This window comes from Candidatus Pelagibacter sp. HIMB1695 (assembly GCF_052047655.1).
GTDB lineage: Bacteria > Pseudomonadota > Alphaproteobacteria > Pelagibacterales > Pelagibacteraceae > Pelagibacter.
Map to the genome: position 1 here is coordinate 571,503 of NZ_JBNAJT010000001.1, position 22,423 is coordinate 593,925.

Consider the following 22,423-nt stretch of genomic DNA (forward strand, 5'->3'; position numbering starts at 1 on the left):
GATGATTAAAATTTATTTAACATTGTTATTTTGTTTAACAATTAATTTTAGTGTAATTGCTCAAGAGCAATTTAATTTTGATGTTACAGAAATAGAAATAGTTGAAAATGGAAATAAATTTATAGGAAATAAAAAAGGTGTAATTTCAACCAATGATGGAATTGTGATCACGGCCAATAAATTTGAATATGATAAAAAGTTAAACATTCTTAATGTAACTGGTGATGTTGAGATCAAAGACTCAATTAATGATTATGTAATTTTTTCAGAAGAAGCGATTTATGATAAAAAACAGGAAAAAATAATTACAGAAATAAATTCTAAAGCCATAAGTTCAAGAGATAATATCACTATCACGGCCAATAAATTTGAATATGATAAAAAGTTAAACATTCTTAATGTAACTGGTGATGTTGAGATTTTTGAAAAAAGTAAAAAACTTAAACTTTATTCAGATTATGTAAAATATTTTAGAACAGAAGGTAAAATTTTTTCTGAAGGAAATTCTAGAGCAGTAAATCTAAATGATAAAAGTGAAATCAGAGCCGAATATTTTGATTATAATATTCCAAAAAACACAGTCAAAGCAAGGAAAGATGCAGTTATAATAAATGTTAATAAAGACTATAAAATTTACAGCAATATAATTATTTACAACATCCAAGATGAAATAATTTATACTAAGGATAAAACATCAGCATTATTTCAATCAAAATATAAGTTTGATTCAAAAAATATTGTTTTCTTAAAAAATTTAATGGAATTTTCATCCAAAGAAAAATCAATTCTTACTGATAATGAAAATTTATACAATTTTTCTAAATTTAACTATTTAGTAAGTAAGGAAATATTAAAAGGTGAAGAAATAATTATTAATTCAAACTACAAGCTTCCTACTTCTGATAAGTTTTATTTTTCAAATGGAATTTTAAATCTTAAAAACCAGAATTTCATTGGAAAAGATACAACCATCAAAATTCATAAAGGAATATTTGATAACTCAGATAATGATCCAAGAGTTAAAGGAGTATCTTCAGTTAACGAAGATAAAATGACGATAATCAAAAAAGGGGTGTTTACAAGTTGCAAAAAAAATGATGGCTGTCCTCCATGGTCAATACAATCAAACGAGATAAAACATGACAAGGTCAAAAAAGAAATACATTACAAGGATGCAATTTTAAAATTATATGATGTTCCTGTTATGTATTTTCCAAAATTTTATCATCCTGACCCAACTGTAAAAAGAAAATCTGGTTTTTTACAGCCTAGATTTAACAATTCTAATGTACTAGGTAGCTCATTTTCAATTCCATATTTTTATGAAATTAGATCTAATAGTGATGTTACGATTGCCCCAACACTATTTGATGGGGATAATAAACTTTTGCAAAATGAATACAGAACTTTAGGTAAAAATCACAAGCTAACTTTAAATTTTGGTCATGGACGAGATTATAATTCAAAAATTCTTAAGAAAAAAAAGAATACGACATATTTATTTTCCAAATTGGATTATAATTTAAATTTAGATGAATTTACTGAAAGTAAAGTAAATTTTAAGATTGAAAAAGTAAATAATGATACTTTTTTGAAGATATTTGATAATTCACTTTTGGAAGAAACAAATTCGTTAAAACCTCAAAATTCTAATATTTTAAACTCAAGCTTGATAGCAACTTTAAATAGAAGGGATCTAACCTTTGTAACAGGATTCGAAAGCTATGAGACGTTAAGTAAAAGTAGTGGTGACAGATACCAGTATATTTTACCATATTATAAGTTTAATAAAAACATACTCTCCAATTTTAACCATGGAACTTTTAATTTTAATTCTGATGGTAAGAACGATTTAAGCAATACAAACCAATTGAAAACTGAAATAATAAATGATATTTATTTCACAAGTTTTGACCAGTTTTCATTCCAGGGTCTTAAAAATAAACTACAGATAAATTTAAAAAACATAAACTCTGTGGGGAAAAATGCTGCAAATTATAAATCTAGTCCTAAAGTTGAGCTTTCAAGTATTTTTAATTTTCAATCTAGTTATCCTTTGCAAAAAAGGGTTAATAATAAATTAAATATTTTAACACCTAAAGCCTCATTCATGTTCAACCCTGGGGATATGAAAAACCATAGCTCTACAAAAAAGTTAATAAATGCTAATAACTTATTTTCAATAAATAGGATGGGTTTAAGTAATACTTTTGAAAGTGGTAAATCTTTAACTCTTGGATTTGATTATAAAAAAGAATTACTAACTGATGTTAACAAATTCTTTGAATTAAAACTGGGTACAGTTTATCGTGATAAAAGTGAAAACTTCATTCCTCAAAATACAACTTTAAATAAAAAGCAATCAAATATTTTTGGATCAATGACAAATAAATTTTCTGATCAATTTCAATTGAATTATAATTTTGCTTTAGATCGAAATACTAATGATTTGCAATACAACGATTTTAATACAACTTTTTCACTGAATAATTTTGAAACAAATTTTGGATTTATTAAAGAAAAAAAAGATATGGGAAGTCAAAATTTGATCAGCAATACAACTACATTTAATATAGACGAAAATAATTCTTTGAATTTTAAAACTAGAAGAAATAGAAAACTGAATTTAACTGAATTTTACGATTTAGTTTATGAATATAAAAATGATTGTTTAACAGCTGCTATTAAATACAATAAAACATATTATGAGGATAAAGATTTAAAACCAACTGAGAATCTATTTTTTACAATTACATTATTTCCACTTACAACATTTGAACAAAAAGTAGACAATGAACTTTATTAATACTTTAAGAAACATAACTGTAATATTACTTGCACTTATTGCCATAATTAAACCTGTTTACTCATTTGAAAATAAAATTCTATTTAAAGTGAATAATGAAATAATTACTTCAATAGACATTGTTAGCGAAATTGAATATTTGGGACTTATAAATAAAAACTTGAATCAATTAACAAAAGAAAAATTGTTTGAAATTGGCAAAAATTCAGCAATACGTGAAAAAGTAAAAAAAATAAATTTAACAAAATACTTTGAAAATTTCGAAGTTGACAAAAAATATTATAATTCAATATTTTTAAATTTTCTAAGGAGAGCAAATATAAAAGATGAATATGAACTTCAAAGTATTTTAAAAGAAAAAAATCTAAATATAGACATAATAGAAAATAAATTAAAAATTGAAATTTTATGGAACCAATTAATAGTAAATAAGTATTCAAAAGATATTAAGATTGATAAAGTAGACATCAGAAATAATATTCTAGAAGGTAATACTCAGAAAGAATTCTTACTCTCTGAAATAGTATTCAGATTAGACACAAATAAAAGTCTCGATGAAAAATTTGCAATAATTAAAAATGAAATAAGTGCTAAAGGTTTTTCAAATACAGCTCTAATATATAGCATTTCAGATACCTCTAAAAATGGAGGTAATTTAGGTTGGATTAAAATAAATTCTCTAAATAAAACAATAAGAGACATTTTACAAAAATTGAAAATTGGAGATGTATCAGAACCTATAGTTATTCCTGGAGGTTTTTTAGTTTTAAAAATTGAAGATGAAAGAAAATCAAGAATTATTAATGATATAGACAAACAAATTGAAATAATTGCTAACGAAACTGCAAATAAACAATTAAATCAATTTGCGAATATTTATTATAATAAAATAGAAAAAGATATTGAATTCCATGCTTTTTAAATCTCCAATAATTATTGTACCGGGTGAACCAAAAAGTGTTTTTATGGAATTATTTTTTAAATCATTAAAACAAATTACAGTTAAAAGTCCAATAATTTTAATTACATCTAAAAGATTATTTAAACAAGAGATGAGAAAATTTAATTATAAAAAAAAAATTAAAATAATAGATCAGAGAAATATAGATAATAAAAAGCTTAAAAAAAATATTATAAATTTAATTAATATAGATGAGAATTTGTTTAGCAAAAATCAAATAATGAAGAAAAAATCTAACATATATTTGAATAAATGTTTTGAAGTAGCTTTCGAAACTATAAAAAAATATAAATTTAAAAAATTTATAAATGGACCGATAAATAAAAAAAGTTTTTTAAACAAAAAGTTTTTAGGAATGACCGAATATATTTCTAAAAGATTCAAGGTGAAAAATAATGCAATGTTAATATACAATAAAAATTTATCTGTTTGTCCGTTAACTACTCATTTGCCAATTAAATATGTGCCAAAAAAAATTGATAAGAAAGCTATTTTAGAAAAAGTTTTACTAATTAATGACTTTTATAAAAGTAATTTTAAAATAAAACCAAAAATAGGAATACTGAGTCTAAATCCTCATGGTGAAAGTATAGATGAATTTAATGAGGATGAAAAAATAATAAAACCATGTGTTGAATATTTAAGAAATAAAAATTACTTTGTAGGAGGTCCTATGCCAGCCGATACCGCATTTTTAAAACAAAATAGAAGTAAATATGATGTCATATTAGGCATGTATCATGATCAAGTTTTAACCCCTATTAAAACGTTATTTGAATATGATGCTATAAATATAACTCTCGGTTTACCGTTCTATAGAGTAACGCCTGATCACGGACCTAATGAGAAAATGATTGGTAAAAATATATCTAATCCTTTAAGTTTAATTCAAGCAATAAAATTTTTAGATAAGAATTGATAAAAGCAAAAAAAAGTCTAGGTCAAAATTTTTTAATTGATAATAAAATCATAGATAAGATTATAAATTGTGCCAATATCAAGAATAAAACTGTGTTGGAGGTTGGCCCTGGTACAGGAAATCTTACTGGCCCCATTATAAAAAAAGAACCAAAGAAATTTTATGTTGTTGAAAAAGATAATGAACTAGCAGCACATTTGGTAGGAAAATTTGATAACAAAATACAAATTATAAATAATGATATACTAAATTTTGATGAAAGTTTATTAGCAAAAGATAAGGTTATAGTTTTTGGAAATTTACCCTACAATATTTCTACAGAAATATTAAGTAAATGGATAATTAATTTAAAAAATAATTTTTGGTTTGAGTGTTTGATTTTAATGTTTCAAAAAGAAGTTGCAGACAGAATAATATCTAATGTAAACAATTCTAATTATGGAAGATTATCTATTCTTAGTAACTGGAAACTGAATATAAAAAAAATTTGTGATATTAATCCTTCAAGTTTTAAGCCTCAACCAAAAATTGAAAGCACATTGCTTTTTTTTACACCAAAAAAAAATTTTTATAAAATAAATAATCCTAAAAATTTAGAAAAAATTACCAGAATATTTTTTAGCAATAGACGAAAAATGTTAAAAAAACCATATAATAAATTGTTTAATGGTGATTTGAGTGTTTCAGAAAAATTAAATATTAACTTAAATTTAAGACCACAAAACTTAAATTGTGAAACTTATTTTAAACTAACACAAGAATATGAAGATTTAATCAGTTAGTTTTTCAACATGATTTCTTATAAAATTTAAATCATAATCTTTAGAGCCATTATTAATTTCAGCATCTATCAAATTATTAATTTTATTAAAACAAGTATCGATGTCATCATTGATTACAACATAATCATAATTTATCCAATGTAATACGTCTCGCTCAAATTGTTTCATTCTTTCTTCAGCGATCAATTTATCTTCCATATCTCTACTTGAAAGTCTTTGAAATAAAACTTGCTTACTTGGCGGTAAAATAAAAAAAGTAATAAGCTTGTAATCAAGTTTTTTATTTTTTATTTGATCTGCTCCCTGCCAGTCAATATCAAAAAGAACATTCTTTCCTTTGTTTAATTTATCAATAACTGGAGTTCGAGTGGTACCATAGTAATTTTTAAATACTTTAGCGTATTCTAAAAATTCTTCATTTTTAATAAGTCTCTTAAATTCTTCCTCACTTACAAAATAATAGTCTTTAGAATGATTTTCTTTAGATCGAGGTTCTCTCGTAGTGTGTGAAATAGAAACTTCGAAGTTTTTTTTTTCAGATAACAACTTAACTAGTGTAGTTTTGCCTGCTCCAGACGGAGAAGACAAAATTATCATTACCCCGTCTTTCTCTAAGGGCATTAAAAGAATTAATTAGCTTTTCCTTCGATAAACTTAACTGCATCTCCTACAGTTAAAATTTTCTCTGCTTCGCTATCTGAAATTTCAGATCCAAATTCTTCCTCAAAAGCCATCACTAATTCAACAGTATCTAAACTATCTGCTCCTAAATCATCTATAAAACTTGATTCTTCAGTTACTTTTGCTTCATCTATTCCTAAGTGATCTGCTACAATTTTTTTTACTTTGCTTGAAACGTCTTCTGACATATTGATCCTTTTTGTTATATTTCGTTAATAGTTTAAAAAGCTATTTTGTCAAGCCATATACATGCCACCATTAACATGCAAGGTTTCACCATTTATATAACTAGATTGATCCGAGCATAAAAATCCTACTGCATTTGCAATATCTTTAGGCTCTCCAAGTCGTGCTGAGGGTATTTTTGATATTATTGTTTCTTTGAATTTTTCATCTATCTTGTCTGTCATAGCGGTTTTAATGAACCCTGGTGATATACAGTTAACATTAATATTTTTCTTAGCGTATTCAATTGCTAAACTTTTTGACATTGCCACTATACCAGCTTTTGATGCAGTATAATTAGCTTGGCCTAAATTTCCAGTGTGCCCAACAACAGAAGTAATATTAACTATTTTTCCAGATTTGTTTTTTAACATTTTTTTTATAGCAAATTTACTCATCAAAAAGGTCGAAGTTAGATTAATATCAATCACTTTTTTCCATTCATCCAGACTCATTCTAATTGCCAAGTTGTCTTGGGTGATACCTGCATTATTAACAATACAATCTAGACTACCACCTAGTTCTTTTGTTGCATTTTCAATAAATTCCTCAATTTTTTCACTTTGAGATATATCAAATTTTAATATCTTTATTTTTTCAAATTCTTTTTTTAATTCTTCTAGTTTTTCAATTCTTGTTCCTGAAGCTAAAACATTTGCACCACTTTCATTTAATTTTTTAACAATTGAATTTCCTATTCCTCCAGATGCGCCTGTAACAATTATATTTTTATCTTTTAAATCATTCATATTTTTAAATTTTCAATATCCTCTAGACTATTTATCGAATTAATTTTAACTTCTCTGTTAATTCTTTTTACCAAACCTGATAAGACTTTCCCAGGACCAATTTCTATAAAATGATCAACATCATTATTTATCATATTCATAACACTTTCTCTCCATCTTACTCTATTTTCAATTTGTTTTATTAAAAGTGATTTTAAGTCTTCAGAATTTGAAATGGCTTCAGCAGTTACATTTGATATCAACTTATTTCTTCCATCAGAAAATGAAATTTTATTCAATTCTTCTGTCATAATCTCAGTTGCTTTGCTCATAAGGCTACAGTGAAAAGGAGCACTGACAGGAAGTTTAATATTTTTAATAGAATTTTCTTTTAATACTTCAATCAATTTTTCTAAATCTTCAGTTTTTCCACTCAAAACTATTTGTCCTTCTGAATTATCATTTGCTATTTGCACTATAAATTTAGATTCATTATCTTTTAATATTTTTTCTATTGCTTCAACAGTTGAGCCAAGTACCGCAACCATACCACCCTCACCTTTTGGTACAGAATTTTGCATAGCATCCCCTCTGATTCTTAAAATTTTTAATGTTTCTGCAAAGTTTAAATATCCAGCACAAGATAAAGCAGAATACTCGCCTAATGAATGCCCAGCAAAGTACTTTGCTTTATTTAAATCAATATTAAATTCTTTTTTAATAACGTTAAATATAGAATAACTTATCAAAAAAATTGCTGGTTGAGTGTTTGCAGTTAAATCAAGTTCTTCTTTAGGTCCTTCTAATATTAGCTTTGAAATTGAATAATTTAATGTCTCGTCTGCCTCTTTAAATAGGCTTTTCACAAGCTCATACTTGTCGTAAAACTCTTTGCCCATTCCAACTATTTGAGATCCTTGGCCTGGAAATATTACTGAAAACATATAAAAATATTAATAATTTTGTGTTTTTATCTATTGTAATTGAACTTTTATAATAGTATATCCTCACTTTTTATTAAAGAACATAAATGAACTTATACGAACATACTATAATAGCTAGACAAGATACTTCTCCAAGTGAGTTAAAGCAGTTAACTGAGAAATATTCTAAAATTGTAGAAAAAAATGAGGGTGAAGTTGTAAAAACTGAGAACTGGGGCCTTCTAAACCTTTCTTATCTAATAAAAAAAAATAAAAAAGGAAGTTACATACACTTTAAAATTAAAGGCAAAGGTAAAGTGGTTGAAGAGTTAGAAAAAAACGAAGCTATTGATAAAAAATTATTAAGATATCTTACTGTTAGAGTTAAAGAATTTGATTTAGACACTAACTACTTTGGAAAAAAAGAAGATAGTGAAAACAAAGAAGGTACTAAAAACTAATGCCAAAAAGACAAAGTGGAAATAAAAAAGGAAAGCAAAGTAACTTTGCAAAGTTAAGTATATTTCAACCAAATAAATATAAATTTAAAAAAACTTGCCCACTTTCAGTAAAAGGTGCTCCTAAAGTTGATTATAAAAATATCAAACTTTTAAAAAGATATGTTTCTGAAAATGGTAAGATTTTACCTTCGAGAATTACAAATGTTTCTCAAAAGAAACAGAGAGAATTATCTTTATCAATTAAAAGAGCAAGAAACCTAGCTTTAATATAATGAAAGTTATTTTATTAGAAAACGTTAAAAGAATTGGATCTATTGGTGAAGTAATAGATGTAAAGAGAGGCTTTGCTAGAAATTTTTTAATAGCTAACAAAAAAGCTCTTTATGCTTCTAAAGAAAACATAAAAGAAGTTGAAAAAATAAAAGCTGATTTATCTAAAAAAGACAATGAGAGAAAACAAGAAGCAACTAATATTGCAGAACAAATAAATAAAAAAGAATATTTAGTTCAAAAATTAAGTACTGAAAACAATGAACTTTATGGTTCAGTGAAGCCAACTGAAATTTCAAAACTTATTCAAGAAGAAAATAAAATTGAAATCAAGCCTTCAATGATACAACCAGTTGAAGAAATTAAATCTTTAGGAAAATTCAAAGTTAAAATTTCTTTACACTCTGAAGTTGATGCAGAAATAGTTATTAACGTTACATCAGCAGATACAATTCAATAATTATACATTCTTTTCAACAGCTAAAATTTAAAATTTAAATAATAAATTTTTTTCTATAAGTTTATTTTATGGAAAATAATTTAAGTATTGTTAAAGATAAATTCAAAGAATTACCAAATAACATTGAAGCAGAACAAGCTGTTATTGGTTCGATACTAGTTAGCAATGATATTTTTGATGAGGTTAATACAATTATTTCATCTATTAACTTTTATGATCCTATGCATCAAAAGATTTTTGAAGCAATAGAAAGTCTTATCTACAAGGGTATGCTTGCTAATCCAATCACTTTAAAAAATTATTTTGAAGACGAAAAAGATGATATTAATGTTCCAGAGTATTTAGTTAAAGTAACTAAATTTTCTACATCTGTGAGACAAGCAGTAGAATATTCAAAAATTATATATGATATGTTTGTAAGACGTGAACTAATAAAAATTTCTGAAGAAACTATCGATAGTGCTAAATTAAATGACCTTGATACTAGTGGGCAAACTATAATTGAAAATTCTGAAAGACAATTATTTGATTTAGCTGAAAAAGGTTCTTTTAACTCTTCTCTAATTAAATTTGATGATGCCATGAAACAAACTATCGAAATGGCATCTGCTGCATATAAAAACGACGAAGGAATTGTAGGAGTTCCAACAGGTCTTAGAGATTTAGATGATAAACTTGGTGGTTTGCACCAATCTGATTTGATAATCATTGCAGGTCGACCATCAATGGGTAAAACCTCACTTGCTACTAATATTGCATTCAATGCTGCTCAGAAATTGCAAGACAGTGGTAAAAAATCTTCTATTGCTTTTTTCTCTTTAGAAATGTCATCCGAACAGCTTTCAACTCGTATTATCTCAGAGCAAGCGAGAATAAGCTCAAATGATATCAGAAGAGGAAGAATTTCTGATGATCAATTTGACAAGTTTTTAGAAACTTCAAAGAATATAGCTGAACTTCCACTCTATATTGATGAAACACCGGCTATTAGCATTGCAGCACTAAGTAACAGAGCAAGACGAATTAAAAGACTATTTGGATTAGATATGATCGTAGTTGATTATATTCAGTTAATGAGAGGAACAACTTATAATAAAGATGGAAGAGTTCAGGAAATCTCTCAAATTACACAAGGACTTAAAGCTATTGCAAAAGAGCTTGCTGTTCCAGTTGTTGCACTATCTCAGTTATCAAGACAAGTTGAACAAAGGGATGACCATAAACCTCAACTAGCAGATTTAAGAGAATCGGGTTCAATCGAGCAGGATGCGGATGTTGTAATGTTTGTATACAGAGAAGGATATTATCTATCTAGAAAAGAACCTCGAGAAGCGACAGTAGAACATGCTGAATGGCAAGCAAAAATGAATGAAGTGGCGCACTTAGCACAAATTATAATTGGGAAACAAAGACACGGTCCAATTGGTAATGTAACACTTGAGTTTGAAGAGAGATTTACCAAATTTAAAGATACTCAAACTAATTAATTTCCAATATAAAAGAGCTAATGTTAGCTCAAATGTATCAAATCTTAGTTTTAAAAAACCCAAAGTCAGTATTTATAATACTGATTATTTCTATTTTAAGTTTTGGTTATTTTTCTAAAGATTTTAGACTAGATGCTTCATCAGAAACCCTATTAATTGATGGAGATCCAGATTTAGCTTACTTACAGGAAGTTTCAGAAAGATACGGTTCTAAGGAGTTTTTAATTCTTACTTACACTCCTTATGAAGGAATGGTGACAGACTCTTCAATAAATAACCTATTAAGTCTTAAATACAAAATTCAAAGTTTAAATTGGGTTCATAGTGTTATTACACTTTTAGACATACCACTTTTAAATAATTCAGATGCACCACTTCAGGAAAGATTAGAAAGCTTTAAAACTTTAAAAGATGAGGAAGTAGACAGAGAAAGAGGTTTTAGTGAGATTTTAAATAGTCCTGTTTTTAGAAATTTTGTAATCAGCGAAGACGGTAAGACAAGTGGGATCATTATTAACATCAAGCAAAATAAACAATTAGAAGATATTGAAAATAAATCTAGAGAAGAAATTGAAAATTACAAAGATCAAATTAAAAAACAAAATCATCAAAATATTTTAGAGATAAGACAAGTAATTCAAAGTTATGGAGATGTAGGAAAAATTTACTTAGGTGGAATTCCAATGATTGCGGATGATATGATGACTTTTATTAAAAGTGATATCATTGTGTTTGGTATTGGAGTTTTATTATTTATTATAGCAACTCTTTGGTTTGTATTTAGAAATCTAATTTGGATTATTGTTCCTATTAGCAGCTGTTTTTTCTCTGTAATTATTATGATGGGTCTACTTGGATTGCTTGGATGGAAAGTAACTGTTATTTCATCAAACTTTATTGCTTTGATGCTTATTCTTACAATGGCGATGAATATTCATATGAGCACTAGGTTTCTTCAGCTGAAAAAAAATTTTCCAACAAAAAGTAATTTTGAAATCATTTCCTTAACAACGAGTAAAATGTTTTGGCCTATATTGTATACAGTTTTAACAACAATTTTAGCTTTCTTATCTTTAATCTTTAGTGAAATTAAACCCATTATAGATTTTGGTTGGATGATGACTTTTGGCTTAATTACATCATTTATAATTACTTTTACTTTACTCCCTACTCTTTTAAGTTTTACCTCAACAGGAAATATATCTTTAAAAAAAGAACAAGATTCTAAAATTACATCATTACTTGGTTCAATTTCTTTAAATAATAAATTTACAATTTTTTCTGCAACTGGAATTATTATTGTCTTAAGTGTAGTTGGAATTAGCAAACTCGAAGTTGAGAATAGCTTTATAAATTATTTTGATAAAAACACTGAAATTTACAAAGGAATGAAGCTAATTGATGAAGAACTTGGTGGAACTACACCTTTAGAAGTTATTTTAAAGTTCCCTAAAAAAGAAGAAAAGAAATCAGAGGAAGATGATGAGTTTGAAGATTGGGGAGATGAAGAAGATACAAATGATGAAAAATATTGGTTTACGAAAGATAAGATAGATAGAATTGCATCTGTACATAATTATTTAGATAGTCTTCCACAAGTTGGTAAAGTTTTATCTTTTTCATCAATTATTGATATTGCAACACAATTGAATAACAATAATCCACTTGGCACTTTAGAGATGGGAGTATTGTATTCAAAAATACCTGAAAGTATTAAAACAGAAATAATTGATCCTTATCTATCAATAGAAAATAATGAAGCTCGAATTAGTCTTAGAATAATAGACTCGCAGGAAAATTTGAGAAGAAATGACTTAATTAATAAAATTAACTTTGATCTAGAAAATGAATTAGGATTAGAAAAAGATGATTATAAATTAGCAGGTGTATTAATATTATTTAATAACTTATTACAAAGTTTGTTTAAGTCACAAATTTTGACACTTGGTTTGGTTATGATTGGTATTTTCTCAATGTTCATTATTTTATTTAGAAATATAAAACTTTCATTAATAGGTGTTGTTCCAAATTTTATAGCTGCATTCTTTATTTTAGGAATTATTGGATTATTAGGAATTCCATTGGATATGATGACTATTACAATTGCTGCAATTACAATCGGAATAGCTGTTGATAATAGTATTCATTATATCTACAGATTCAAAGAAGAATTTAATAAACTTAAAGATTACAATAAAACTTTAAAAACGTGTCACTCAACAGTTGGTGTTGCAATTCTAAATACCTCAATCACAATTGTTTTTGGTTTTTCAATTTTAGTATTGTCTAAATTTATACCAACTATCTATTTTGGAATGTTTACAGGTCTTGCAATGTTGCTTGCAATGATATCGGTATTAACTTTGCTACCAGCATTGATATTAGTGGTTAAACCATTTGGAAAAGATGCTTAATGGTAGATGCTCTTAAAGATTTTTTTGAAGCATCCTCTATTATTGATTTAATCTATATCGCAATAACAATATGGTCTTTAATTAGTTGTTATAGAAAAGGATTTGTCTTAAGCATACTTTCAATGGCAAAATGGCTCCTGGCCTATGTTATTACACTAATTTTATTTCCACGTATAAAACTCTATGTAAAAGATATAATTGACAACGAATATGTTCTCGATGTTGGACTTGGAATTGCAATATTTATAGTTGTTATCTTTTTAGTCCTATTAGTTAACAAAGGTATCAGTAAAGCTGTGAAATATACTGGTATAGGAGGTTTAGATTCAACCTTTGGATTCTTTTTTGGTTTTGTAAAAGCATATATTGTTTCAGTTTGTATATTTTCAGGAATTCACATTGTTTATAACCATGATAAATGGCCGATTAATTTAAATAAATCATACACCTTTCCATATTTAAAAAAAGGTAGTAATTATCTGATAAAAGAATTCCCTAATGAAAAAACATATCAAGAATCTAAAGAAAAAATTGAAGATATTTGATCCAAAATTAAAAGAAGAGTGTGGAGTATTTGGCATTAGCAATGCAAAAGATGCTTCTGCATTAACAGCGTTAGGTTTGCATGCATTACAACATAGAGGTCAGGAAGGTTGTGGAATAGTTACTTTTGATGGAGAGAAATATTATTCAGAAAAAAGATTTGGATTAGTTGGCGATAATTTCAACAAAGAAAAAGTTCTAAAAAACCTTAAGGGAAATTATGCTATTGGACATAATCGATACAGTACTACAGGCAATAATATTTTAAGAAATATCCAGCCTTTTTTTGCAGATACTAATGCAGGTGGTATTGGGGTATCTCACAACGGAAACTTAACAAATTCAATATCATTAAGAAACAAACTCGTAGAAGAAGGAGCAATTTTTTATACTACTTCTGACACAGAAACTATTGTTCAGTTAATTGCTAAATCTAAAAGATCAAAAACAATTGATAAAGTTATTGATGCCATATTCCAAATCCAAGGAGGATATGCATTGGTAATGATGACCCAAAAATCTTTAATAGGTGTAAGAGATCCATATGGAATTAGACCATTGATGATTGGAAAATTAGAAAACAGCTATGTGTTAGCTTCTGAAACTTGTGCATTAGATATCATTGGTGCAAGATTTATTAGAGAAGTAGAGAATGGTGAAATAGTGCTAATTGAAAATGATGAACTAACTAGTATTAAGCCCTTCCCTCCTAAGAAAGTAAGACCATGTGTGTTTGAGTATATTTATTTTTCAAGACCAGACAGCTTACTTGATAATAAAACAGCTTATGAACATAGAAAAAATTTAGGAAAAGAACTTGCAAAAGAAAATGATGTTGAGGCAGATATAGTGGTACCTGTACCAGACTCTGGTAATGCAGCAGCTCTTGGTTTTGCTCAAAATTTAAAAATGAATTTTGAGCATGGTTTAATTAGAAATCACTATGTTGGAAGAACTTTTATTGAACCAAGTCAGCAAATTAGAAGTTTAGGTGTAAAGTTAAAATTAAATGCAAACCAAAGCACAATTAAAGATAAAAAAATTATTTTAATTGATGACTCATTAGTTAGAGGAACTACTTCTTATAAGATTGTTAAAATGTTATATGATGCAGGCGCAAAAGAAGTTCATGTTCGAATTGCTTGTCCTGAGATCAAATATCCAGATTTTTATGGCGTAGATACCCCTACTAAAAAAGAGTTATTAGCGGCAAATAAAACTAATGATGAAATCTGCGAATATATAGGTGCAAAATCACTTAAATTTTTATCGATTGATGGATTGTATAGAGCAATTGGTTTTGACAAGAGAAATGAAGCTTATCCTCAATTAACTGACCATTATTTTACTGGTGATTACCCAGTTAAACCTGTTGATGAATTAGGTGATAATAAAATAACTCAACTTTCTTTACTAAGTACAGCGTCTAATAATTAAAATATGAAAACAGTAAATTTTACTGAAATGAAAAATGGCTCTAAAGAAGATTATGAGCTACTAGAAAAATTTGAAAAAAATTTTGAAAGGCAGACAGCGGATAGGATTATTAAATATTTATCTAAGCAAACCACAACGCTAGAAGGATATAAAATCACAAGATTAGAACATTCTTTACAAGCTGCAACAAGAGCATTTAAAAATAATGAAAATGATGAGATGGTTGTTGCAACATTATTACATGACATAGGTGATGATCTTGCGCCAATGAATCATTCACAATACGCAGCTTCTATTTTAAGACCTTACGTTTCTGAAAGAACTTATTGGATCATTCTTCATCATGGTCTTTTTCAAACTTATTATAGTGCTCATCATTTAGGTGGTGATAGAAATGCAAGAGATAAATTTAAAGATCATAAGTACTATCAGGACACTATAGATTTTTGCGAAAAATATGATCAGTGTTCATTTGATCCTGAATATAAAAGTATGTCTTTAGAGGATTTTACGCCATTAATAAGGAAAATATTCTCAAAAGAACCTTATTATTACCTTTAAATTCATTTATAAATCACTAATTAAAGGCCATGATTAAAACTAAAGATCAAATTATAGAATATTTTAAGTCAGGGATTAAAGAAACAAAAGACTTTAAAATTGGAATTGAACACGAAAAATTTTTGTTCGATACTCAAGAAAACAAAAGAATTGATTACCCAAAAGTAAAAGAAATGTTTACAGCCTTAACTGAGTTTGGCTGGAACCCTGTTTTTGAAAAAGAAAATATTATTGGTCTTAATAAAGGTGGTAAAAATATTACACTAGAACCTGGTAACCAAATTGAACTATCAGGTGACAAGTTAAACCATATGCATGAAGCATGTGCAGAGTCACAAGATTATTTATTTGAATTAAAACAAGTTACTAAAAAATTAAATATCAAAATTGTTAGTGCAGGTTTTGATCCTATTTCAAAATTAGAGGATATTCCAAACAATCCTAAACAACGTTATGAGTTAATGACACAAGACATGCCACTAGGTGGAGAGCTTAGTTTAGATATGATGTATCGAACATGTGGAACACAATTAAATATTGATTATAATTCAGAAGAAGATTTTGTTAAAAAATTTAAATTAGCTAATTCTATAGTTCCAATTTCAATTGCACTATTTGCAAATTCATCAATCGTAGAAAAAAAGAATAGTAATTATTTATCTTACAGATCTAAAGTTTGGCAAAGTACTTCGAGAGGAGGTTTGCCTAAATTATTTTTTGATAATTTAGATTTTGAAAAATATGCAGAATTTGTAATGAACTTTCCAATTTTATTCATCCAAAATAATGATCAATATATTTCAGGAAGGAAATATAAATTTAAAGATTTTATGGACGGAAAAATTGAAGAAATAGGTAATAGACTTCCAGCTAAAGCTGATCTTACAACCCACTTAAGTACAATCTTTACTGAAAACAGATTGAAGAAATATATCGAGCTTAGATCAATGGATACCTGTGGTTGGGATTGCCTATGTGCTGGACCAGCTTTTAATATTGGAATGCTTTATGGAAATTTAGATGAAGCATACGAATTAGTCTCTTCATGGGAAACAGATAAAATCATCAATGCCTATTTAGAGGCTCCGCAAAAAGGATTTAATACTCAATTAATGGGTAAAGATTTATTGTATTGGACTTCTACTCTTCTGGACATTTCTAGAAAAGGATTAGAGAAAAGAGATATCATTAGTAAAAAAGGAAATAACGAAACTATCTTCTTAAATCATTTGCAAAATGTAGTTGATAACAAGACTACAAATGCAGATCATATGATTAGTAAATTTTCGAAATATGAAAATTTAGAAGAATTATATGACAAATAAAATAGTAGCTGTTCAAGGTAATCATCCCTCTACCTTAAACCCTGTAACTGATACCAGTGTTTTTTTAGCTAACGAAATTCAAAACAAATATAAAATTTTTTATTATGATCCAAAAGATCTATCAATAATTAACAAAAAAGTTTTAGCTAAAGGTTTCTTTATAAAGTTTAATTATCATAACAAGAAATTTTATAAAATTATTAAAAAACAAACTTTAGACCTTGTAAAATGTAAGTTTATTTTAATTCGTCAAGATCCGCCATTTAATTTAGAATATATTTCAACTACTTACATTTTAGATTTTATTAAAAATAAAGTTAAAATAATTAATAACCCAACATCTATCAGAAACATCTCTGAAAAGTTATATTCAACAAAATATTTAAAATATATGCCTGATACACTTTTTTCTCAGGATATAAATGAAATCAAAAATTTTATTAAAAAGCATAAGAAGGTAATTATCAAACCTATTCATAGTTATAGTGGCAATGATATTCACTTATTAAATAAATTTAATTCAAAACTTATTAATAAATTTATTAAAAAGCATGATCATATTATGTGTCAAAAATTTTTACCTAAAATTAATAAAGGAGACAAAAGAGTTTTTATAATTAATGGAAAAGTATGTGGTGCAATTTCTAGAGTTCCTAAAAAAGGATCTTATTTAAGTAATATGAGCAAAGGTGCTAAACCGATTAATATCAATTTAACTAAGCAAGAAAATAAAATTTCAAAATTAATTGCGAAAGATTTAAAAAAAGAAAATATATATTTTGCAGGGATTGATTTTATAGATCAAAAATTAAATGGAGACATCAATGTTACTTCTCCTACAGGACTAAAAACTTTTTTTGATTTATCAGGAATAAATTTAGCAAAAACTTTTTGGAAAGAATTAAAAGCGTGAATAATTTAACTGATCAGCAAAAAGGTTCGTTAATGGCTTTTGTTGCAGTGATGTTTATTACTCCTGATAGTTTATTTATTAGACTTTCAAATGTAGATACTTGGGGATTAGTTTTTTATAGAGGCATCATTCCATTTGTAACTGTATTTGTTGGCATGTTGTTTATTTACAAATCAAGTTTTTTTAAATTACTTTATGGAAACTCAATTTATGGTGTTGCTTACATTGTTACATTTTCAATAACCAACATTACTTTTGTACTATCAATTCAAAACACAAATGTTGCAAACACGCTTGTTATGATTGCACTAGCACCAATGTTGTCAGCTATTTTTGGTGCAATATTTTTAAAAGAAAAACCAGATCGAAATACTTTAGTTGCTATTGCAATTACGTTTTTAAGTGTTCTTTATATATTTTACGACTCTGTAAAATTAGGAAATATTTTTGGAGATATTTTAGGTTTTATTACAGCATGCGGTCTTGCTGCAGGAGCAACAATCATCAGAGCTGGAAAAAGTCTAAACCTAGTTCCTTCAGCTGTAGTTGGTAAGCTGGTTGTAGCATTAGTTGCTTTATTCTTTATTGATACGTTTGAGCTAAAAGACAATGATATCTATATCATTCCAGCGATGTGTATCCTTTGTGTAGCAATTCCTTTTGTGTTAGTAACACTAGCTCCAAGATACATAACAGGAGCTGAGGTAAATCTATTCTTTCTAATGGAAACAGTTTTGGGACCTATATGGGTGTGGATGGTTGTTAAAGAACAACCTTCAATGGAGACAATTCAGGGAGGAGTGGTGATCATTTTAACTATCGCTATTCACTCATTCCTAGCCATAAAAAAAACACAAACCAAAACTACTTAGCCCGCAATTTATTGATACTTAAAATTTAGAAATGCAAAAAGAAGTAAAAAAATCCTGGGCTCTATTTATAGGTATTGGAACCATGATGATAGCTCATGGACTACAAATGCAGATAATGGGTATTAGATCTGTACTTGAGGACTTTAGTGTTTTTACCACAGGTGTCTTCATGTCAGGATATTATGTTGGTTATTTTATTGGCTCAAGAACAACTCCAAATTTTGTATCTAAGGTTGGTCACATTAGAGTGTTTGCAGCTTTTGCGTCCCTTGCATCACTTAGTGCATTGCTTGCAGTAGTTTATGTAAATCCATTTATGTGGACAGTAAGTAGATTTATAACAGGTATCAGTTTAGTTAGTTGTTATGTTGTTACTGAAAGTTGGTTAAACGACAGAGCAACAAATAAAAATAGAGGACAATTATTGTCTGCTTATATGATGGTAATTTATTTTGGTCTTGCAGTTGGAATGTTGTTACTTAACTTAAGTGAACCAAAAGCATATGAACCTTTTATTTTAGTATCTGTGCTTTTATCTTTAGCACTTGTTCCAATTTTATTAACAAAAAGACCAGCTCCTAAATTTAAAAAAATTGAAACAATTAGTATTAAAGAACTTTATGAAATCTCTCCTCTTGGAACTTTTAGTTCTTTCTTCACTGGAGTAATTCATGCTGCATTTTTTTCATTGATCTCAGTTTATGCGACCCTTGCAAAATTAACTTTATTTGAAACTTCAATCTTATTATTTATAGCAACAATTGCGGGAGTGTTAGGTCAGGGACCAATTGGATATTTTTCAGATCAATACGATAGAAGAAGAGTAATTATTGTAACCACATTTGGAAGTTCTGCTTTAGCATTATTATCAATTTTAACATCTAATGATCCTATACAAAATATTTATTATATGGATGAGCTTGCGTTTAAAAAAATAGTTTTCTTTATTGCGGTTGGTCTTTATTCAAGTTTATGCCTTCCATTGTTTTCATTAAATCTTGCACACACTAATGACTTTGTACCAAAATCTAAATTCGTAGCTGCTGGAGGAGGACTTCAATTAATCTTTGGTGTTGGTGCAATAAGTGGTCCAATTTTATGTTCATTGTTTATGGAATGGTTTGGATTAAATGGATTTTTTGTTTTTTTAATTATAGTTCATGCTTTAATTGGTGCATTTGGTTTATACAGAATGAGAATAAGAGAAACTGTGGACAATCCAGATTCTACATTTACACCCGTTCCTGCAACCATCACACCTGCAGGATTAGAATTAGACCCAGATACTCCAGAAACATTAGATAATACTGCTACAAACGAAACAAAAAACGTTTTTGAAGAACCTAGTTCAACAAATTAAATTATAATTTTATCCTCAATAGATATTTCACCATCCTCTAGAGGAATTAAATAAACTCCAAGATCCATGTGATCATAAAATTCTTTAAGTTTCTGAGGAAGGTTAAAGGTTATTTCACCTGATTTAGGTTTCAGATTTGTTGCTGAGCATCTTGGAATATGATCGTCAACTTTAAAAGGTACTCCATTAATATTGATGGTTTTACCTATCCAATTTCTCTCTTCCCAAGCATCTAAACCACTTACGTAGAAGTTTCCTCTAAACCTTTGATGCTCAACTTTCTTACCCATGTTTTTTTCAAAGTCTTTAATACTATTGTGATTTATCAAAGATATTGAGTTCATTACCTCTCCCCCACTATTTGTATCAAAAAAAGGGTTTTGGTTATTCTTTAATAGAAATACTGGTCCTTTAACTTGGTCATCTAAATTTAATACTTCTTGTTCTATTAAACTTACTTCTTCTGGATTGTTAGGATTGATAGAAATTAATTTTTTTTGATCATCAAATAATTCGAGATTTCCTTCATTAAATTCAAATGAATATTTGTTAAGTATAGGTGTATTTTTTAAAGTAAGAAAATTTATTAATTTTCTAACACCAGGCTCCTGCTCCATATTTTGAGCCTTTCCACTATCTAATAATCTTGAGAACGCAAACAAACGATCATTAATAATTCCTATATTTTTTTTAATCTCACATTTATTAATTTTTTGAAACGAGATTGATTTTACTGGTGAAAAATAAATAGAGGATATGCTAATATTCATTCCAAAAACATATGGCTAATTTAAATTCAAATCAACTTAAAGAATACCAAGATCAAGGTTACTTAGCACCAATTGATATTTTATCAAAAGAAGAAGCTAAAGAAGCAAGAGATGAAATTGAATTAATCGAAAAAGAAATGCCTGATGAAATTGATAAATCAGAAAGATATAATGCTCATTTAATATCACCAAAACTAGATGCAATAGTTCATAATTCAAAACTATTAGATGCAGTAGAAAGTATTATTGGAAAAAATATTTTAGTATGTGGAACAACTTTATTTATAAAAAATCCTAATCAAGAAGGTTTTGTAAGTTATCATCAGGATGCAAAATATATTGGTTTAGAACCTCATAATTGGGTTACGGCTTGGGTAGCTTTAACAGATTCAAATGAAGGAAATGGTTGTATGAAAATGTGGCCTAAATCACATATAGAAATTAAAGATCATGATGAAAAATTTAATGAAGGAAATTTATTAACAAGAGGTCAAACAGTTAATGATGTTCCAGATGATGAAGTTAAATCTGTTGAACTTGTTGCAGGTCAAATGTCATTGCACCATCCAAGAATAGTTCATGGATCAGGGATAAACAAAAGTAATGACAGAAGAATTGGATTTGTAATCCAAAGTTATATCGGCACAAACGTTAAACAAGTATTAGGCAAAAATAGTGTTCAATTAGCAAGAGGTGTTGATGAATTTAATTACCATGAGATAATTCAAAGACCAAAATCACTGATGAACAAAGAGGATTTGTTGATTAAAAAAAGAGAAAATCAAAATCTTCAAGATATTTTTTACAAAGGTTCAGATAAAAAAGGAAACTACTAATTAAATGAAGAAATTAATTATTTTAAGTTTATTTTTGTTTTCTAAAACATTTGCTTTTGAAAATCCTAAAATTGATTTTGGAAATTTTTCTTTAAATAAATATGAAATTACTATCCAAGAATTTAAAAATTATGCCAAAAAAAATAATTTAATCACTGAAGCAGAGAAAACTGGTGGTGGATATGAATGGGGTGCTGGTTGGGAAAAAAGAGATGGTTGGACATATAAAACCCCCTACGGCGAAAATCCTGATAGTGAATTAGAACCAGCAGTCCATGTTAGTAGATATGAAGCTGAAGATTACTGTAAATCAATAGATGGAAGACTGCCCTCTTTTGATGAATGGTCTTATGCTGCATATCAGCAAGTATTTAATTCTTCAGAGTTTGAAAAAGGCAAAGTCTATAAATACCCAAGCGGTGATGAAGCTAAAAATATGAACTCTCAAGGACTATTAAATTATGACAAACATATTGATGTAACTAAATTACCAGAAGGAATTAATGGTTTAGTTGCAATGGGAGGAAATGTTTGGGAATGGATAGACGATCAAAAAAACAATAATTCATTAACAGCTGGTGCTTCTTGGTGGTATGGAGGTTCTAAGACTTCTAAAAGTGGAGCACAATACAAACCATCTAATTTCTATGCAATTTATGTTGGTTTTAGATGTGCTTTTGATTAAAATT

General features: G+C 27.7%; 23 protein-coding genes. 18 read left to right on the plus strand and 5 right to left on the minus strand.

Features of this window, described 5'->3' with window-relative positions; genetic code table 11:
- Position 1: 1 nt before the first annotated feature.
- From ACTTAX_RS03200 to rsmA, 4 genes are read left to right on the plus strand one after another with little or no spacing between them, the layout of a single operon-like run.
- Entirely contained in the window at positions 2 to 2,806 is a 2,805-nt protein-coding gene (locus tag ACTTAX_RS03200; protein WP_440692791.1) for an LPS-assembly protein LptD, read from the plus strand.
- Positions 2,793 to 3,728 (plus strand): peptidylprolyl isomerase, encoded by a 936-nt coding sequence (locus ACTTAX_RS03205; RefSeq protein WP_440692793.1) that lies wholly within the window; start codon positions 2,793 to 2,795, stop codon positions 3,726 to 3,728. The genes ACTTAX_RS03200 and ACTTAX_RS03205 overlap by 14 nt, the downstream gene beginning before the upstream one ends.
- Positions 3,718 to 4,686 (plus strand): 4-hydroxythreonine-4-phosphate dehydrogenase PdxA, encoded by a 969-nt coding sequence (locus ACTTAX_RS03210; protein ID WP_440692795.1) that lies wholly within the window; start codon positions 3,718 to 3,720, stop codon positions 4,684 to 4,686. Before ACTTAX_RS03205 ends, ACTTAX_RS03210 begins: the two co-directional genes overlap by 11 nt.
- Positions 4,683 to 5,468, plus strand: a complete 786-nt coding sequence (gene rsmA / locus ACTTAX_RS03215; protein ID WP_440692796.1) for a 16S rRNA (adenine(1518)-N(6)/adenine(1519)-N(6))-dimethyltransferase RsmA — start codon at positions 4,683 to 4,685, stop codon at positions 5,466 to 5,468. The genes ACTTAX_RS03210 and rsmA overlap by 4 nt, the downstream gene beginning before the upstream one ends.
- Here rsmA and gmk read toward each other — a convergent pair.
- From gmk to fabD, 4 genes are read right to left on the minus strand one after another with little or no spacing between them, the layout of a single operon-like run.
- The gene (gmk, locus tag ACTTAX_RS03220) at positions 5,457 to 6,089 is read right to left on the minus strand and encodes a guanylate kinase (RefSeq protein ID WP_440692798.1); all 633 of its coding nucleotides are present in this window, start codon (positions 6,087 to 6,089) and stop codon (positions 5,457 to 5,459) included. The two genes, rsmA and gmk, sit on opposite strands and share 12 nt — an antisense overlap.
- Before the next feature lie 8 nt (positions 6,090 to 6,097).
- The gene (locus ACTTAX_RS03225) at positions 6,098 to 6,337 is read right to left on the minus strand and encodes an acyl carrier protein (RefSeq protein ID WP_008544320.1); all 240 of its coding nucleotides are present in this window, start codon (positions 6,335 to 6,337) and stop codon (positions 6,098 to 6,100) included.
- Positions 6,338 to 6,385: 48 nt separating this feature from the next.
- The gene (fabG, locus tag ACTTAX_RS03230) at positions 6,386 to 7,123 is read right to left on the minus strand and encodes a 3-oxoacyl-[acyl-carrier-protein] reductase (RefSeq protein ID WP_440692800.1); all 738 of its coding nucleotides are present in this window, start codon (positions 7,121 to 7,123) and stop codon (positions 6,386 to 6,388) included.
- Positions 7,120 to 8,046 carry an ACP S-malonyltransferase gene (gene fabD / locus ACTTAX_RS03235; protein WP_440692801.1) on the minus strand — a complete coding sequence of 309 codons (927 nt, stop codon included), beginning with the start codon at positions 8,044 to 8,046 and terminating at the stop codon, positions 7,120 to 7,122. The genes fabG and fabD overlap by 4 nt, the downstream gene beginning before the upstream one ends.
- Positions 8,047 to 8,132: 86 nt before the next feature.
- Between fabD and rpsF the strand changes: the two genes are divergently transcribed.
- The 12 genes from rpsF (at position 8,133) to ACTTAX_RS03295 (ending at position 20,128) form a co-directional block, all read left to right on the plus strand.
- Positions 8,133 to 8,486 (plus strand): 30S ribosomal protein S6, encoded by a 354-nt coding sequence (gene rpsF / locus ACTTAX_RS03240; RefSeq protein WP_440692803.1) that lies wholly within the window; start codon positions 8,133 to 8,135, stop codon positions 8,484 to 8,486.
- Positions 8,486 to 8,758, plus strand: a complete 273-nt coding sequence (rpsR, locus tag ACTTAX_RS03245) for a 30S ribosomal protein S18 (protein ID WP_262589558.1) — start codon at positions 8,486 to 8,488, stop codon at positions 8,756 to 8,758. Before rpsF ends, rpsR begins: the two co-directional genes overlap by 1 nt.
- On the plus strand, positions 8,758 to 9,216 hold the full coding sequence (gene rplI / locus ACTTAX_RS03250) for a 50S ribosomal protein L9 (protein WP_440692805.1): 459 nt from the start codon (positions 8,758 to 8,760) through the stop codon (positions 9,214 to 9,216). Before rpsR ends, rplI begins: the two co-directional genes overlap by 1 nt.
- 68 nt (positions 9,217 to 9,284) lie before the next feature.
- Complete coding sequence (locus ACTTAX_RS03255; RefSeq protein WP_440692807.1) at positions 9,285 to 10,703, plus strand: replicative DNA helicase; 1,419 nt, start codon at positions 9,285 to 9,287, stop codon at positions 10,701 to 10,703.
- 20 nt (positions 10,704 to 10,723) lie between these two features.
- A complete protein-coding gene (locus ACTTAX_RS03260; RefSeq protein WP_440692809.1) occupies positions 10,724 to 13,117 on the plus strand; it encodes an efflux RND transporter permease subunit in 2,394 nt (797 codons plus the stop codon).
- Complete coding sequence (locus ACTTAX_RS03265; RefSeq protein ID WP_440692811.1) at positions 13,117 to 13,662, plus strand: CvpA family protein; 546 nt, start codon at positions 13,117 to 13,119, stop codon at positions 13,660 to 13,662. Before ACTTAX_RS03260 ends, ACTTAX_RS03265 begins: the two co-directional genes overlap by 1 nt.
- On the plus strand, positions 13,616 to 15,097 hold the full coding sequence (gene purF, locus ACTTAX_RS03270; protein ID WP_440692813.1) for an amidophosphoribosyltransferase: 1,482 nt from the start codon (positions 13,616 to 13,618) through the stop codon (positions 15,095 to 15,097). Before ACTTAX_RS03265 ends, purF begins: the two co-directional genes overlap by 47 nt.
- Positions 15,098 to 15,100: 3 nt before the next feature.
- The gene (locus tag ACTTAX_RS03275) at positions 15,101 to 15,658 is read left to right on the plus strand and encodes an HD domain-containing protein (protein WP_440692815.1); all 558 of its coding nucleotides are present in this window, start codon (positions 15,101 to 15,103) and stop codon (positions 15,656 to 15,658) included.
- A gap of 29 nt (positions 15,659 to 15,687) precedes the next feature.
- Positions 15,688 to 16,983, plus strand: a complete 1,296-nt coding sequence (locus ACTTAX_RS03280; protein ID WP_440692816.1) for a glutamate--cysteine ligase — start codon at positions 15,688 to 15,690, stop codon at positions 16,981 to 16,983.
- A complete protein-coding gene (gene gshB / locus ACTTAX_RS03285; RefSeq protein WP_440692818.1) occupies positions 16,973 to 17,896 on the plus strand; it encodes a glutathione synthase in 924 nt (307 codons plus the stop codon). Before ACTTAX_RS03280 ends, gshB begins: the two co-directional genes overlap by 11 nt.
- On the plus strand, positions 17,893 to 18,768 hold the full coding sequence (locus ACTTAX_RS03290) for a DMT family transporter (protein WP_440652737.1): 876 nt from the start codon (positions 17,893 to 17,895) through the stop codon (positions 18,766 to 18,768). The genes gshB and ACTTAX_RS03290 overlap by 4 nt, the downstream gene beginning before the upstream one ends.
- A 31-nt stretch (positions 18,769 to 18,799) precedes the next feature.
- The gene (locus tag ACTTAX_RS03295) at positions 18,800 to 20,128 is read left to right on the plus strand and encodes an MFS transporter (RefSeq protein ID WP_440692820.1); all 1,329 of its coding nucleotides are present in this window, start codon (positions 18,800 to 18,802) and stop codon (positions 20,126 to 20,128) included.
- On the opposite strand, the gene ACTTAX_RS03300 is transcribed toward ACTTAX_RS03295, so the two are convergent.
- A complete protein-coding gene (locus tag ACTTAX_RS03300) occupies positions 20,125 to 20,898 on the minus strand; it encodes an MOSC domain-containing protein (RefSeq protein WP_440692822.1) in 774 nt (257 codons plus the stop codon). The genes ACTTAX_RS03295 and ACTTAX_RS03300 overlap by 4 nt on opposite strands.
- 11 nt (positions 20,899 to 20,909) lie before the next feature.
- Between ACTTAX_RS03300 and ACTTAX_RS03305 the strand changes: the two genes are divergently transcribed.
- Positions 20,910 to 21,734, plus strand: coding sequence for a phytanoyl-CoA dioxygenase family protein (locus ACTTAX_RS03305; protein ID WP_440692824.1), 825 nt, complete (start codon positions 20,910 to 20,912; stop codon positions 21,732 to 21,734).
- A 4-nt stretch (positions 21,735 to 21,738) separates the two neighbouring features.
- Positions 21,739 to 22,419 carry a formylglycine-generating enzyme family protein gene (locus tag ACTTAX_RS03310; protein WP_440692826.1) on the plus strand — a complete coding sequence of 227 codons (681 nt, stop codon included), beginning with the start codon at positions 21,739 to 21,741 and terminating at the stop codon, positions 22,417 to 22,419.
- Positions 22,420 to 22,423 lie beyond the last annotated feature (4 nt).

Bases quoted from the DNA above. Each gene is read 5' to 3' on its own strand.
- ACTTAX_RS03310 (WP_440692826.1), top strand. From the start codon at position 21,739: ATGAAGAAATTAATTATTTTAAGTTTATTTTTGTTTTCTAAAACATTT.
- fabD (WP_440692801.1), bottom strand. From the start codon at position 8,046: ATGTTTTCAGTAATATTTCCAGGCCAAGGATCTCAAATAGTTGGAATG.
- ACTTAX_RS03210 (WP_440692795.1), top strand. From the start codon at position 3,718: ATGCTTTTTAAATCTCCAATAATTATTGTACCGGGTGAACCAAAAAGT.
- ACTTAX_RS03205 (WP_440692793.1), top strand. From the start codon at position 2,793: ATGAACTTTATTAATACTTTAAGAAACATAACTGTAATATTACTTGCA.
- ACTTAX_RS03265 (WP_440692811.1), top strand. From the start codon at position 13,117: ATGGTAGATGCTCTTAAAGATTTTTTTGAAGCATCCTCTATTATTGAT.
- gmk (WP_440692798.1), bottom strand. From the start codon at position 6,089: ATGCCCTTAGAGAAAGACGGGGTAATGATAATTTTGTCTTCTCCGTCT.
- fabG (WP_440692800.1), bottom strand. From the start codon at position 7,123: ATGAATGATTTAAAAGATAAAAATATAATTGTTACAGGCGCATCTGGA.
- ACTTAX_RS03275 (WP_440692815.1), top strand. From the start codon at position 15,101: ATGAAAACAGTAAATTTTACTGAAATGAAAAATGGCTCTAAAGAAGAT.
- ACTTAX_RS03255 (WP_440692807.1), top strand. From the start codon at position 9,285: ATGGAAAATAATTTAAGTATTGTTAAAGATAAATTCAAAGAATTACCA.
- rpsR (WP_262589558.1), top strand. From the start codon at position 8,486: ATGCCAAAAAGACAAAGTGGAAATAAAAAAGGAAAGCAAAGTAACTTT.
- purF (WP_440692813.1), top strand. From the start codon at position 13,616: ATGAAAAAACATATCAAGAATCTAAAGAAAAAATTGAAGATATTTGAT.
- ACTTAX_RS03295 (WP_440692820.1), top strand. From the start codon at position 18,800: ATGCAAAAAGAAGTAAAAAAATCCTGGGCTCTATTTATAGGTATTGGA.
- gshB (WP_440692818.1), top strand. From the start codon at position 16,973: ATGACAAATAAAATAGTAGCTGTTCAAGGTAATCATCCCTCTACCTTA.
- rpsF (WP_440692803.1), top strand. From the start codon at position 8,133: ATGAACTTATACGAACATACTATAATAGCTAGACAAGATACTTCTCCA.
- ACTTAX_RS03280 (WP_440692816.1), top strand. From the start codon at position 15,688: ATGATTAAAACTAAAGATCAAATTATAGAATATTTTAAGTCAGGGATT.
- ACTTAX_RS03200 (WP_440692791.1), top strand. From the start codon at position 2: ATGATTAAAATTTATTTAACATTGTTATTTTGTTTAACAATTAATTTT.
- rplI (WP_440692805.1), top strand. From the start codon at position 8,758: ATGAAAGTTATTTTATTAGAAAACGTTAAAAGAATTGGATCTATTGGT.
- ACTTAX_RS03260 (WP_440692809.1), top strand. From the start codon at position 10,724: ATGTTAGCTCAAATGTATCAAATCTTAGTTTTAAAAAACCCAAAGTCA.
- ACTTAX_RS03300 (WP_440692822.1), bottom strand. From the start codon at position 20,898: ATGAATATTAGCATATCCTCTATTTATTTTTCACCAGTAAAATCAATC.
- ACTTAX_RS03305 (WP_440692824.1), top strand. From the start codon at position 20,910: ATGGCTAATTTAAATTCAAATCAACTTAAAGAATACCAAGATCAAGGT.
- ACTTAX_RS03225 (WP_008544320.1), bottom strand. From the start codon at position 6,337: ATGTCAGAAGACGTTTCAAGCAAAGTAAAAAAAATTGTAGCAGATCAC.